Origin of the sequence: Acinetobacter sp. Res13-Abat-PEC15-P4-01 (genome assembly GCF_015676285.1) — a bacterium.
Taxonomy (GTDB): domain Bacteria; phylum Pseudomonadota; class Gammaproteobacteria; order Pseudomonadales; family Moraxellaceae; genus Acinetobacter; species Acinetobacter nematophilus.
Genome location: NZ_JADAIN010000015.1, coordinates 141060 through 154467, shown reverse-complemented (window position 1 = coordinate 154467; position 13408 = coordinate 141060). Strand labels below are relative to the sequence as shown.

The 13408-nt window shown below is 37.1% G+C and carries 12 protein-coding genes and 2 tRNA genes; 6 read left to right on the top strand and 8 right to left on the bottom strand.

The window, feature by feature from the left end:
• The 3 genes from IMO47_RS05795 to greB all read right to left on the bottom strand — a co-directional run.
• The coding region (locus IMO47_RS05795; protein WP_196077906.1) for an ESPR domain-containing protein at positions 1 to 1215 on the bottom strand (1215 nt) is incomplete at its 3' end.
• 782 nt (positions 1216 to 1997) lie between these two features.
• Positions 1998 to 2087 (bottom strand) — tRNA-Ser (locus IMO47_RS05790).
• A 90-nt stretch (positions 2088 to 2177) separates the two neighbouring features.
• A complete protein-coding gene (gene greB, locus IMO47_RS05785) occupies positions 2178 to 2672 on the bottom strand; it encodes a transcription elongation factor GreB (protein ID WP_196075074.1) in 495 nt (164 codons plus the stop codon).
• A 561-nt stretch (positions 2673 to 3233) separates the two neighbouring features.
• On the opposite strand from greB, the gene IMO47_RS05780 reads away from it, so the two are divergent.
• Positions 3234 to 4343, top strand: coding sequence for a transglycosylase SLT domain-containing protein (locus IMO47_RS05780; RefSeq protein WP_196075075.1), 1110 nt, complete (start codon positions 3234 to 3236; stop codon positions 4341 to 4343).
• A 154-nt stretch (positions 4344 to 4497) separates the two neighbouring features.
• Here the strand turns inward: IMO47_RS05780 and IMO47_RS05775 are convergent, their stop codons facing one another.
• The gene (locus IMO47_RS05775) at positions 4498 to 4881 is read right to left on the bottom strand and encodes an SCP2 sterol-binding domain-containing protein (RefSeq protein WP_004828485.1); all 384 of its coding nucleotides are present in this window, start codon (positions 4879 to 4881) and stop codon (positions 4498 to 4500) included.
• A 225-nt stretch (positions 4882 to 5106) separates the two neighbouring features.
• Positions 5107 to 6015 (bottom strand): tRNA 2-thiocytidine(32) synthetase TtcA, encoded by a 909-nt coding sequence (gene ttcA, locus IMO47_RS05770; protein WP_005030632.1) that lies wholly within the window; start codon positions 6013 to 6015, stop codon positions 5107 to 5109.
• Between the two features lie 519 nt (positions 6016 to 6534).
• On the opposite strand from ttcA, the gene IMO47_RS05765 reads away from it, so the two are divergent.
• Positions 6535 to 7395, top strand: coding sequence for a lytic transglycosylase domain-containing protein (locus tag IMO47_RS05765; protein ID WP_227552223.1), 861 nt, complete (start codon positions 6535 to 6537; stop codon positions 7393 to 7395).
• A 343-nt stretch (positions 7396 to 7738) separates the two neighbouring features.
• Positions 7739 to 8644 (top strand): protease HtpX, encoded by a 906-nt coding sequence (gene htpX, locus IMO47_RS05760; RefSeq protein WP_196077347.1) that lies wholly within the window; start codon positions 7739 to 7741, stop codon positions 8642 to 8644.
• 184 nt (positions 8645 to 8828) lie between these two features.
• On the opposite strand, the gene IMO47_RS05755 is transcribed toward htpX, so the two are convergent.
• The 3 genes from IMO47_RS05755 to IMO47_RS05745 form a co-directional block, all read right to left on the bottom strand.
• On the bottom strand, positions 8829 to 9182 hold the full coding sequence (locus IMO47_RS05755) for a bleomycin resistance protein (RefSeq protein ID WP_196077348.1): 354 nt from the start codon (positions 9180 to 9182) through the stop codon (positions 8829 to 8831).
• A gap of 54 nt (positions 9183 to 9236) precedes the next feature.
• Positions 9237 to 9818: a DUF4112 domain-containing protein gene (locus tag IMO47_RS05750; RefSeq protein WP_196077349.1), complete on the bottom strand. Its 582-nt coding sequence runs from the start codon at positions 9816 to 9818 to the stop codon at positions 9237 to 9239.
• A 160-nt stretch (positions 9819 to 9978) separates the two neighbouring features.
• Positions 9979 to 11010, bottom strand: a complete 1032-nt coding sequence (locus tag IMO47_RS05745; RefSeq protein ID WP_196077350.1) for a L,D-transpeptidase — start codon at positions 11008 to 11010, stop codon at positions 9979 to 9981.
• 517 nt (positions 11011 to 11527) lie between these two features.
• Between IMO47_RS05745 and pyrC the strand changes: the two genes are divergently transcribed.
• From pyrC to IMO47_RS05730, 3 genes are all read left to right on the top strand, one after another.
• The gene (gene pyrC, locus IMO47_RS05740) at positions 11528 to 12562 is read left to right on the top strand and encodes a dihydroorotase (RefSeq protein WP_196077351.1); all 1035 of its coding nucleotides are present in this window, start codon (positions 11528 to 11530) and stop codon (positions 12560 to 12562) included.
• Positions 12547 to 13206 carry a ribonuclease T gene (rnt, locus tag IMO47_RS05735; RefSeq protein WP_196077352.1) on the top strand — a complete coding sequence of 220 codons (660 nt, stop codon included), beginning with the start codon at positions 12547 to 12549 and terminating at the stop codon, positions 13204 to 13206. Before pyrC ends, rnt begins: the two co-directional genes overlap by 16 nt.
• Before the next feature lie 20 nt (positions 13207 to 13226).
• Positions 13227 to 13302: transfer RNA gene (locus tag IMO47_RS05730), tRNA-Glu, on the top strand.
• Positions 13303 to 13408: the final 106 nt, after the last annotated feature.

The following is a 13408-nucleotide window of genomic DNA, read 5'->3' as shown; positions in this document are numbered from 1 at the left end:
GATAAAGTTAGAATGTATCTTATTCGCTTGATTATTTAAGTCATACGCAACCAAACGGGAATCTACTAAATTCAAGTCAGTAAATTGCGCAGTTTTGTCTCCATTTACTTCTGTCAACTGCCATGTTGCATCATTAATATTAAAATAAGAAGTTGCAGCATTTGCTTTTTTAGTCAATCCACTTAAATCAGATGCATTGGCATTCACAGTTAATGTGCCAGCCATATTATCGGTCCAGTACCCATTATGTTGGCTCGTACTTTTATTGAAATTTACTGTAGCTGAAGATGAACCATCTTGACTATTATTTAGGATTAAAGACTTTGAGGAAATAACTTTACTATTGTTTAAATTAATTATACTTTGGGCATTTGTGTCTGTTCTATTATTAATAAACGAACCAAAAGTTGTTAAATCAGCATTACTGATATTAATCGTATTTGTCGCTTGAATTACTTGCCCGTAAGAAGATTTAATACCAGGTAAATAAATCGAATCTAGAAAAGATGTTAAAGTACCATTATTCAGATTCACAGTTCCCCACGAGCTTTCTATAAGATTTCTACCCGCAGAAACTGTCCCACTATCTTTAATATTTACGGTACCATTACTACCAACGACAATCAAATTTCCAAATTGACTATTCCCTTCTGTTAAATGTTCTATCTCTACAACACTATTCTTCTGTCCAGCCATCAAATGCGCCATAAAAATTAAATCAGCATTACCTGCTTTTAATATTGTGGAAGCGCCTTTCAAATAAACAGAAGAGTTCTCTTCACTTCTAATAGGCCCAAGAGTATCTTTACTAGTAAATGTTGCATTGCCCAATACTGTTACAGTTGAATTCTTTTTGGCATAAATAGCACCAGTTGATAAATTTGGTGTATCTGAAGTAATTGTATTATTCAACCCAGCCAAAGTGACTTGACTATTTTCAGCATCAATCGCAAAAGGTTGCATGGTATTTATAATACTCACATCTTGATTTGTATTATATGTAGTATTTTTTACTAGGATCGGTGTTGTTACTACAGCATAAGCCGTCGAAATAGCGACACCACTGCAAAACATACCAATTGCGATAGGCATTGCAGTTAACTTCAAAGCACTTTCAACTCTTTGGCTATTACATTTACCTTTTTTACCTAATTCAGAACAGACTACCCATGCATTCTGTGTAGTACCCCAAATTAATTTATAAATTTTATTCACAATTAATCTCACATTTTTTTAAAAATACGTGATAAAAGTATCATTTTAGTGTGAATTTTTCTCAAAAATAATTTCAATAATATCTTTGAAATTTTGGAATGGATTATTATTTTCATAAGTTTTTTGAGTCAAAATTCATTAAAATTTTCTTTCCTCCATTAGACTACATCCCATAACTGATTGAAAATAAAAATGATCATAGCCGAAATAATGGACATATAGTCTCTCCAAAGCTAATCTAATGTTAAATTTGGAGATTTAAAAATGATTAAACGTTATATTCCTGGATTTACACAGCAAGAAAAGATGAGGTACTTTTAAATTCCCGTTAGTCTATAGCTTCAGCTATCCACAAATCAGGGGCTGTTATTCATCATAATAAAATGGATTTGTGAAGCTAATCCAATAGATTAAAGCAAACATCCACTCTCACCAGAACAAAAGCATATCTTAGATTTAGAAAAAGAGATTAAATAACTTAAGGAAGCCAACATATTGAATCAACAAGCCTATACAACAATCATTGAAAATGAAGATATCTCATTTCTATCAAATAAATTATCCGAAGAAATAAAAAAAATTAGAAAAAGTCACTTCAATGACAAAAATTATATATATCAATAATTTAACTAAAAATAACACAAAATGAAACCGGTATCTACATCAATCCAATTCAATCTAATTCTGTTAAATTCAATCCAACATTTGATGTGGGGTAAGATGAGGGGTAATTACATAGACAAAAAAAAACCCTTGCAATCACAAGGGCTTTCTTAGATATTTGGCGGAAGCGGTGAGATTCGAACTCACGGAGGACTCACACCCTCGTCGGTTTTCAAGACCGGTGCATTAAACCGCTCTGCCACGCTTCCAATGGCGGCTATCATATAAATAAAAATACAACTTGGCAAATCTTTTTCTGCATTTTTACACTCGAATGTACAAAATAAAATCAAATCCCATTAATTTGCTGAAATTTCATGCTTTTCATAGCGAATTGAGTTGATATACCAAAGCTTTTTTCCGGAAGGTGTCATTACTTCGACTTCATCATCCACCTGCTTAGAGAGCAAAGCCCTAGCCATCGGAGAGTCAATCGAAATATGTTGTGGGTGATGGTCATATATTTCATCGACACCCACAATCCGCAAAGTTTTAGATTCCCCTTCATCGTTTTCAATTTCGACCCAAGCCCCAAAATAGACTTTACCTTCTTGCTCGGGTGCAAAATCGACGATACGTAATTCTTCTAAACGTTTACCTAAATATCGTACACGGCGATCAATCTTTCTTAGCAGCTGCTTATTGTATTGATAGTCCGCGTTTTCAGATCGGTCACCTAGACTGGCAGCCCATGTTACCTTTTTAGTCACTTCCGGGCGTTCTTCACGCCAAAGTCGTTGCAGTTCTGCAACCAGTAAATCATGTCCCGAACGGGTGATTAAATTAGATTTCATGATTTAAAACCATTCACCATAGATCTGCATTGAGATGCATTAAAAAATACTGATGCTAGTTTACTGCCAACGTGTAAAAAAGTCAGAACGCTGCAACGGATTTTTAGTACAAATATACTATGTTTTTTAGTCTCGCTTGAATCCCTAAATAGAAAAAAATCCATGTAAAATCCTAAACTAAAATTTTCTCAACAGCGTTCTAACTTAACTTACATACGCTACATTTACTTACAGTTTTTTCAACTTTTATTTCAAAACTATTTCAGTATAAATTTAAAAAAAATATAACTATAAAAATCATCGTATTACATATTATATAGTGTTCATTTTTTAAACAAAATTTGACAGGTAAAAAAACTGCCTATATTATGCGCACATGTTTTATTAGCTTACTTTTTTAATTTTGTAGTTTTTCTGCAAAATCTTTCAATCCCACATGTCATTTTTTGAATGACGTTCATGACTGCCCACCCTTATTGAATTTACCAACTGTAAGAAGTTTTTAGGTACTTTTGTGCTTATTACTTTTTAGGGCAATAAATTACTTGTAGCGGAGACAACATGCACAGTAGTTCAACCTCTGGGTCGAGGCTTTGCCTTAACTCATTATTTCGTGCTCTTCCAATTAAATGTTTAGTTTTATCCACGGCGTTAATTCCTTTCAGTATTAATGCCAGTAAGAACAATCAATACAATGCTGTAGTCAATTCAAGTAAGTTGACTGTAGTTGCGGTTTCCAATCCGAGTATAGTATTTAAGGATGGACAATATAAGCATGGCTTCGGCTATGACTTAGCCCACAATTATGCTGAAAGCTTAAACGTAAAGCTTGAGTTTAAAACTGTTGCAGATAATGCAGCTGCATTAAAGATGGTGAATCAGGGCAAAGCGAATTTTGCGATTACCACTGCAACGATGCAAAGTATAGAAGCTCAAAATCTCACTTCTTTTTCAGCAACATGCGGTGATTTCAACAGTTTAAAAAACAATGGCTTAAATACTGATATTAATTGGGTCTTTAAGCAAGCTGACGATCCGCTCACAGCAACGGCAAGTGGTTTCATCTGTCAAAGTAAACAAAATGGTGCAACACAGCAATTGGCATCATTTTATAATCGTAATGTTGTAAAGAAAGACGATTGGAACACCATTCAACGTGATCTCAGTGTTCGTTTACCGATTTACAAAGCCAGTTTTAAACGTTCTGCACAACAGTATGGTTTAGATTGGCATCTACTTGCTGCGATTGGTTATCAGGAATCATATTTAAAACCAGACTCTGTTTCTCCCACAGGTGTCCGTGGTTTAATGATGTTAACCAACAATACTGCTAAAGCAATGGGTGTGAGTAACCGTAATGATCCAGCACAGAGCATTCAAGGTGGCGCAAAGTATTTTGATATGATGTTGAATCGCTATTCTTACATTCGTACACCTGACCGCCATTGGTATGCATTGGTTGCCTACAATATGGGACCAGGTGCTGTTGAAGGTATCCAAAAGCGTATTAAAGCTCAAGGTAAAGATCCCAATGACTGGATGAATCTTTATGATTATTTAACACGCCATCAAAGCAGTAATGGTCGCTATAAGCAAGCAGTACAATATGTTACACGTATTCGTGCGTATTTAGAGCACATCAAAACGACACCGCGTTTACTGGAAATCTAACTAACTCCGTCGATGAATATGGTTGGATATTCAAGTCTCTTGGTCATCTGTCTTTGCCTACCCGCTCAAGACAGGATGAGTTTTCAAACGACTTAAATCATCAGGCAAAAAAAAGCTTACTCTAAGAGTAAGCTTTTTTTTAGTTTCAAGAAAATTAAGCCGTTTGCTCTAATACTTTCTTAAACAAATCTTTTTGTTCTTGGCTAGGCTTCGCCGTTTGTAATGCCATTAATTGCGACATATCGCCTTGAACTTTGATTTTACCTGTCATGAACGCTTGCATCGCAGCTGCCATGTCAAACTCTAGGAACACTTTACGAAGGGTCTCTGCATCCATATTGAGCGTCGTTTTGGCATTTGCAGAACTACCTTTAATGATTTTGCCACCATCCAAAGCAAGCTCCGTGTTGCCATCAGCATCTGCAACAACCAAATTAATCGCTAAACCAGAAAGCGCTGGTGGCAAGTTTAAATCACCTGCTTCCGCAGTTAATTTTTCAACATTTGCAAACCAATCATCAGTTAAAAATGCAGGCATGTTCATTCCTCAAATTATTTATTCAATTTATTGTGCTATCTATCCAGACAACATCAGGGTGAAGCAGTTTTGCTTGCTCAATGTTATAGCATGATAATTTCAATTTGGGCTAAAGTTTTTTGTACGGACTGTTCATGTTTTATTGGTTTTATCGTTTTATTTTTTAAAATCAGGCACTCATTTCAATATGAGTACCCGATTCATTCAGAAAATTGGCAAAAAAGATCAGTCTGCCGCAAAACTCAGATTGACCACATCCAAGCGTTTTTTCATTTCTTCAGTGTCACATTTCATATCAAATTCACGCTCTTCATCCAATTTTTCAAAATCGAACAGATCACGGTCTGCTAATTGCGAAGGTGAAACATTTTGTAATGCACCAAAAATACTGTGTAAACGTTTTGGATATTGTTTATCCCATTCACGCAGCATGTCATTCAGCATTGCGCGTTGTAAATTTTCCTGAGAACCACACAAGTTACATGGAATAATCGGAAATTTGCGGATTTCAGCATATTTGATGATGTCTTTTTCTTCAACATATGCCAACGGGCGAATCAGAATATTTTTTTTGTCTGAAGACAGTAATTTTGGAGGCATGGCTTTTAAACTGCCGCCATGGAATAAATTCAAAAAGAACGTCGCAATAATGTCGTCACGGTGATGTCCAAGTGCCACTTTAGTTGCACCAATTTCTTGTGCAAAGCCGTACAGTGAACCACGACGTAAACGAGAGCATACAGCACAATAGGTTTTGCCTTCCGGCGTCAAACGTTTGGTGATGCTATAAGTATCTTTTTCCAAAATATAGTAAGGAATATTGTTTTCTTCCAAGTACTTTGGTAATACGTCTTCCGGGAAACCTGGTTGTTTCTGATCTAAATTGACCGCAACCACATCAAAGTTGATTGGAGCGATGCGTTTAAATTGCAACAAAATATCCAGCAAGGTATAACTGTCTTTCCCACCAGAAACACAGACCATCACCTTATCGCCTTCCTCAATCATTTTATAGTCACGAATGGCATGACCCACCTGACGGCGGAGTTTTTTCAAGAGACGATAATAAGCTGAACTTGTTGGAAGTTCTGGTTTGAAATTAAATCCTTGCTCGGACTCAACTGGCGAGAACATAGACGAGATAGACCCATAAAAAAATACTGGGCAATTTTATCTGATTTGAACGTTAACCGCATCTAAAGATTTTTTTATTTTGCATCAATTTTTATTTGGTCATCTTTCTGACTCATTCATCGATTTAAAATAGACGGCAAAGTTCATTTTTTATGCAAAGTGCTTATCTTTTGGACTTTTCCACAGTTTTCCACAAAACCTGTGGATAAAATTGTGGATTCTTTGGGGCTTGACATAGATTTCTATCGCAATGATGGGCATTTTCCTTAAATTGATCATTTTTTAACCACTATATTTTTAATATAAATTTCAATGTCTTATCTTAGTCAATAGTTATTTTTCAAAAAAAATATAAAATTTTTTTTGCTTAATATGCCAACAAATAGCACTTGCATTTTTTTAATTGTATTGTTAAAACTCAATTCATGGTTTTTCTTGCCCAATAACTTTGATAAACTCCAAAATGAAATTGGGGAAATATATTAATTACTACAAATGAAAAAATTAATTACAGGTTCTATGCTGTCGGTTTTAGGATGTATGAGTATTTTCTCATTCACATCTCAAACATTTGCAGGTCAAATTTACTTCTATAGAGATCAAAACGGTACCACTTTACTCACCAACCGAAAAAACAATGACAGCGCTTTACAAAAAATTAAAGTGACCTATTACAAAGACAGTAACATTCACAGTTATAGCAATTGGGGAAGTTCTGAGTCCTCAGTTCTGCCCAGTTACAGCAAAAGCCGTAATGCATTTGATAGCATTATTCGCCAAGCTGCTCAAACACATGGTGTATCCGAAGGTTTAATCAAAGCGGTAATGCATACTGAATCAGGATTTAATTCAAATGCACGTTCCCCTGTTGGCGCTCAAGGTTTGATGCAGCTCATGCCTGCAACTGCGCGTCGCTTCAACGTATCTAACTCATTTGACCCCCAACAGAATATTTTTGCTGGGGCGAAGTATCTGAGCTGGTTATTGAAAAGATTCAATGGAAACACCAACTTGGCTTTAGCTGCATACAATGCAGGAGAAGGTAATGTCGACAAATATGGCGGCATTCCTCCGTTTCGCGAAACACAAGACTATGTCAAACGTGTCACCAGCCGTTTAAACAATCTGTATGCCGGCGGTCTGAACTTATCAACCAACAGCAATGTCAGCACTGGGCAAATGATTGCTCAATCTAATTCAAATGATTTAAGTAACAATGAACCTGCACCAACGATCAACAATGCTTCGAGCATTCAACCTGTAAAGTATAGTAGTCGCCCAATTATTATTGCTTCAGATGGGACTTATACCGATGCACCTGCCGGATCTTATTCAACAGCCCATGCCAGTGCAACTGCAAGAATCACAATAGGCAATTAAATTGTTTAAGCCAAGGCTTTTTCATGATCTATATGTGAGAATAACATTGAGTAAAATTTAAGACTTAAATGTATAAATCAAGTCACTCAAATGAACAATTACATTTTCTAAACAAATCATTGAAAGTTATTGTGATTTCTCCTATATAGAGAATTTATTTTTATCTGACTCAATTTTTTAGATAAATTTCTGATTGACTATCCCTATACCTGAATTTTTTTAATTTTTCAGCGTATAGGTTTTTTCAATGATTCTTGAATTTTAATCTCCTAAACCTCATATTGAAATTCATGATTTATTCCCATAAATCGTATTATCGATTATTTATAAGAGGACTCTCTCCATGATGCGGATTGGTTTGTTTTTGCTAACCAACCTCGCGGTACTGGTTGTAGCTGGCATTATCCTATCATTATTAGGTGTTGGTAGTTACCACGGCGCTGGCGGTCTTAAATTAGGCAACCTGATGGTCATCTGTTTGGTCTTTGGTATGGTGGGATCTTTAATTTCCCTCTTTATGTCAAAGTGGATGGCACTGAAAACAACAGGCACTGAATTAATTGATCCGAATGCTCCTCGTAACCAAGCAGAAGTTTGGTTATTACAAGAGGTTGCCCAACTTTCTCAACGTGCTGGTATTAAAATGCCAGATGTTGGTATTTTCCCATCTTATCAATCCAATGCTTTTGCCACAGGTTGGAATAAAAACGATGCATTAGTATCGGTTTCAACAGGCCTGCTCGAACGCATGAACAAAGATGAATTACGTGCTGTACTTGCACACGAGATTGGTCACGTTGCCAATGGTGACATGGTCACATTGTCTCTGATTCAAGGTGTAGTCAACGCCTTTGTCATGTTCTTTGCACGTGTGGTAGGTGACTTTATTGACCGTAACGTATTTGGTCGTGAAGATGGTGAAGCACCCGGCTTGGCATATTTTGCGATTACCATTGTGCTTGATATCGTCTTTGGTATATTGGCCTCTGCAATTGTCATGTGGTTCTCTCGCTACCGTGAATACCGTGCTGATGAAGCAGGTGCTCAGCTTGCGGGTAAAGAAGCCATGATTTCAGCATTATTACGTTTACAAGCTGAATCTGAGATGCCAGACCAAATGCCAAAAGAAATGAAAGCATTTGCGATTGCGGAAGGTAAGGAACAAGGCTTTAGTTTGGCCGCTTTATTCCAAACCCACCCAAGTATCGAGCAACGTGTTGCAGCTTTACGTCAATTAAATCTGCCTTAAACACACGATTGCGTGAATTTACTTTATTCATTTCTTTCAGAAACAACAAAGCCTCCTGATTGGAGGCTTTGTTGTTTCTGAAGCATCCAAAATGGAATACAGCAGTCGATTATAGCTACAGGCTTTTTGAGAGCTTAATTCAATAATACGCCGTGAACTAAAATTCGAACTTAACTAAAAAATACTAGGCCAATTGAATACAGCGAATAAGACTGCCATTTGGATCAATGACACAGAACATATCAATTTCTTCTAAATATTCGATCTCTGTCATTCTCGCATCCGGATGTTGCGTCCAATCCAAAGCTTGCCAAAAATGAAATAGATCCGTTAAAACATGTGTTCTTAAGCAGGCACTAAACCATGAGGCCTTAGGATCCAATTGTGGATGATGAAAGAACTCTAAAATTAGACTGTCTTTGGTTAAAATCATCCATTGATCTGATTGATAATCACATTGGAAACCTAAAAATGCATAAAATTTACGTGTCTGATCAAAATTTATTGCAGGAAGATTTGCCGAAATATAATCTTGCATGATGACCTCTGTCTTCGCTTCTACTCATTTTTAAAATCAACTCAAGCAGCGCTGTTAAGTTTTATAGTTCTGATACCAATCCCACAACATATTTACACCCAGCCACATTGCAATTGCAATTAAAACCAACACCAGCAAACCTAGAATGTCGGGAATATGAATCCAGATCCATGCCACAACTGGATTGCGCCAAAAAGCGGAATGCTGCTGCTTTTGCTCTAATTTTTCATGCAAAAATGGATGAACAACATGATCATCCGTATAGATCTGATACTCTGCCTGAATATGATCATGTACAATATCTAAAGCCTTACGACTGGGGCGTATAAAAATGTCAAATAATGTTCCAGCAATTGGAATACACCCGACAATACCATCCAGGATCGCCAACTTTAATACGCCATTTAATTTGGCTTGTGGCACACCAATCTGCTTGGCTTTGTATACGGCATAACAAGTCAAAATAAAACCTGCGACATCTCCTGCTACCGGAATCGTGCTTAACGCAGCATCAGCACCTACTCCTTGTTTGGTAAATGGTATCCGCACCACTGAATCCATCATATTGGCAAATTTCGCCAGATCACGTTCCAGTTTAATGACTTCTTGAGTAGATAATTTTTTTTCTGTACTCATAAAGATGGTTGTCTTCTCACAAGATTAAGTAAATTCATCATAGCCAATCCATCCTTAGGATTGTGTATATTTTTGATATACAGCGATATATCACAACAAACAATAAAAAAGGCGACCACTAAAAACTCTGTATAGGTCGCCTTTTAGAAAGTACGAATATCTAATCTAAAAATTTTACCACAGTGCCAGGTTGTACTTTTCGACCAAGATCATTGGCATCCCAGTTGGTAAGACGAATACATCCATGAGAAGCGGTTTTGGAAATTAATGATGGATTTGGCGTACCATGAATTCCAAAGCTCGGTTTACTCAATGCAATCCACATATTGCCAACAGGTCCATTAGGTCCTGGTGGCAAGGCTAATTTCTGGCGATTGCTGCCTTGTACAAAGTTTTTCGGGTTATAGCCATAAACAGGATTAGGCGCAACTTTGACGACTTTATGGGTGCCTTTTGGAGACGGTGTACCAGACCCGCCAATCGTCGCAGGAAAAGATGCAATCATTTGATTTGAATGATTATACAAATAAAGTTGACGTGCAGGTTTATGTGCAATAATCAATGCCACATCTTGTGGTAAGTCGTTGCGGACAATTGGAACATTGATGGTTTCACCCACTTTCTTGAAATTGGCATGTGGATTAATCTGCTTTAAGAAATCCTCATCAATATGGAATTTCTCACCCAGCATTTCACTTACACGAGTATAGTAAAGTCCCGGCATTTTGGCTTGTAAGGCATAGTTGCGTGGTATTGATTTCGCATAGGGACCTTTCAGATCTTGAGCTGTGATTTGATAAGTACCGAATGCGGAAGTTGTTTGGTTTTTTAATAAACTGTCCCAAGTTGCCTTATCCAGCTCTCCACTGATCGGTAATCCTTTAATTTGCTGATATGCAGCAATGGCTTTTAAAAAATTTTTACCACTTTTACCATCAATCGGACCTGGTGAGGCATGCAGATTGTTTAACATCACTTGTGCACGTGCATAGGCAGGAAACTGCCCTCGCCCTAGGTGGGTTGACCAAGTGGCATTGTTGATACTATTTAATGACCAATCTTGTTTTGAATCCGTTTTAATGACGTCTTGGTTTTTTTCGCTTTTCACATTTTGTTTGGCAAATGTTTGGCTTTGGATACTTAAACCCGTCAGACAGACGATACAGATAAGACTTGGCAGAAACTTGCCCATATAAAACTCGCTACCTACTCAATTTTATAATTCATTTCCTTAATAAACCATGCAATATCAAATACATGAAGAATATTAATTGAACACCCTAAAATTCATTTTAATAAAGCTTATTGATCATTTTCACATCGAAAATTTAGAACTTATTTTATAAAGTCAACCTGATATTCATTAACTCTGTTCAAATAATGTGTATTATCAGTTTAGCTTTGTATGACTTCATTATCGTTTTTTAAACAAAATATGCAATAGCACCTGCTGACTATTTCGGTTTTATATGCCTTATTTGAAAAAGAATTAAAATTAAGCAATTGAAAGATATCACAATGTTTTAAAGTGCAATTTCATCTCACTAGAGTTAGCATTTTATCATGACAAGTCTATGACCAAAGTGTGCAAAATATAGACTTTAGATTTGTTTTTAATCATTTAATTTGAATTATTGATTAGAAATAGCTGTTATCATTTTAAACTGTTATAGATTATCATCTCATTTATTTTTTAAGTCAGAATTGCCTTGAATACGATCACATTGCTTCAGCCCGATGATTGGCATGCCCACCTCCGTGATGGTCTTGCTTTAAAGCGTACAGTTCCAGATCTCGCCAAACAATTTGCCCGCGCGATTTGTATGCCTAATTTGGTTCCACCTGTAAAAACTGTAGATGAAGCCAATGCCTATCGTGATCGTATTATGGCGCATGTACCAGCAGATCTGGATTTTGACCCGCGTATGGTCTTGTATTTTACCGATCATACTTCACCAGATGAAGTACGTAAAATTAAAGAGTCTCAACATGTCAATGCCATTAAGCTTTACCCGGCTGGTGCAACCACCAACTCGGATAATGGTGTAAGTGATATTCGTAAAGTCTACGCGGTGATTGAGCAACTTGAAGAACATCAAGTTCCTTTACTATTACATGGTGAAGTGACTCATCATCATGTGGATATTTTTGATCGTGAAAAACGCTTTTTAGATGAGGTGCTTTCGCCCTTATTAAAGCAGTTTCCAAAATTAAAATTAGTTCTAGAACATATTACCACCAGTGAAGCAGCGCATTTTGTACTCGAACAAGACCGTAATGTTGCTGCAACCATCACTCCCCAGCACTTATTATTTAACCGTAATGACATGTTGGTGGGTGGTGTAAAACCTCACTTCTATTGCTTACCGATTTTAAAACGTCAAACACATCAACAGACTTTACTAGAAGTCGCAACCAGTGGAAATCCCAAGTTTTTCTTGGGTACAGACAGTGCACCACACTCTAAAAATGCCAAAGAGAATGCATGCGGCTGTGCGGGCTGTTACAGTGCTCCAACTGCAATCGAACTGTATGCACAAGCATTTGACCAAGTGAACAAAATCGAACGTCTTGAAGGTTTTGCCAGCATCTTTGGAGCGGACTTCTATGGTTTGCCTCGCAATACAAATACGATTACTCTTGTCAAAGAAGAACAGGTAATCCCTGAAAGTTTAGATTATTTGGATGGTGAACAGATTATTCCACTTTATGCTGGAAAAGCCATCCAATGGAGAAAGGTGTGACAACTGAAACATTACCTGTGATTGGACAACGATTTCGTGGCTTTTTACCCGTCGTTGTTGATGTAGAAACAGCAGGTTTTAATGCAGATACTGATGCGTTGCTGGAAATAGCATGCATCCCGATTGTGTATGATGCCGAAGGCAAATTTGTTCCTGGCGAAGCGCATCATGCACATATCAACCCCTTCGAAGGGGCAAATTTAGATCGTCGTTCATTGGATTTTATTGGCATTGATCCATTCAATCCGATGCGTATGGCGATGGCTGAAGATGAGAAAACGGCACTCAAACGCATTTTTAAAGCAGTGAATGAAGTGCGTCGCCAACAAAATTGTACACATGCCGTCTTGGTTGGACACAATGCGCATTTTGATTTAGGTTTTTTAAAAGCAGCAATTGCCCGTACCGGAACAAAAAATCAAAATCCATTTCATAGCTTTTCAGTATTTGATACGGTCACACTCAGTGCAGTGATGTTTGGACAAACTGTCTTGGCAAAATCATGCATTCAAGCTGGAATTGAATTTGATGGTCGAGAAGCACATTCAGCATTGTACGATACACAAAAGACCGCCGAACTGTTCTGCTATATTTTGAACAAACTCGCCCCTCACTTACTTGACACTTTGATGGCGGATCAATAAGATAGCGCCATCTTCTAAACGACCCTATCGTCTAGAGGCCTAGGACATCGCCCTTTCACGGCGGTAACCGGGGTTCGAATCCCCGTAGGGTCGCCATATTTTCTCTTCTTATGCAACACCATTACTTAATTCTGAGTAATTCCAATTTATTTTCTTATACTTTACGCGTAGTTATTTCATTTTATTTTGTGAATTTTCACAT

Bases quoted from the DNA above. Each gene is read 5' to 3' on its own strand.
- greB (WP_196075074.1), bottom strand. From the start codon at position 2,672: ATGAAATCTAATTTAATCACCCGTTCGGGACATGATTTACTGGTTGCA.
- IMO47_RS05780 (WP_196075075.1), top strand. From the start codon at position 3,234: ATGCACAGTAGTTCAACCTCTGGGTCGAGGCTTTGCCTTAACTCATTA.
- IMO47_RS05775 (WP_004828485.1), bottom strand. From the start codon at position 4,881: ATGCCTGCATTTTTAACTGATGATTGGTTTGCAAATGTTGAAAAATTA.
- ttcA (WP_005030632.1), bottom strand. From the start codon at position 6,015: ATGTTCTCGCCAGTTGAGTCCGAGCAAGGATTTAATTTCAAACCAGAA.
- IMO47_RS05765 (WP_227552223.1), top strand. From the start codon at position 6,535: ATGCTGTCGGTTTTAGGATGTATGAGTATTTTCTCATTCACATCTCAA.
- htpX (WP_196077347.1), top strand. From the start codon at position 7,739: ATGATGCGGATTGGTTTGTTTTTGCTAACCAACCTCGCGGTACTGGTT.
- IMO47_RS05755 (WP_196077348.1), bottom strand. From the start codon at position 9,182: ATGCAAGATTATATTTCGGCAAATCTTCCTGCAATAAATTTTGATCAG.
- IMO47_RS05750 (WP_196077349.1), bottom strand. From the start codon at position 9,818: ATGAGTACAGAAAAAAAATTATCTACTCAAGAAGTCATTAAACTGGAA.
- IMO47_RS05745 (WP_196077350.1), bottom strand. From the start codon at position 11,010: ATGGGCAAGTTTCTGCCAAGTCTTATCTGTATCGTCTGTCTGACGGGT.
- rnt (WP_196077352.1), top strand. From the start codon at position 12,547: ATGGAGAAAGGTGTGACAACTGAAACATTACCTGTGATTGGACAACGA.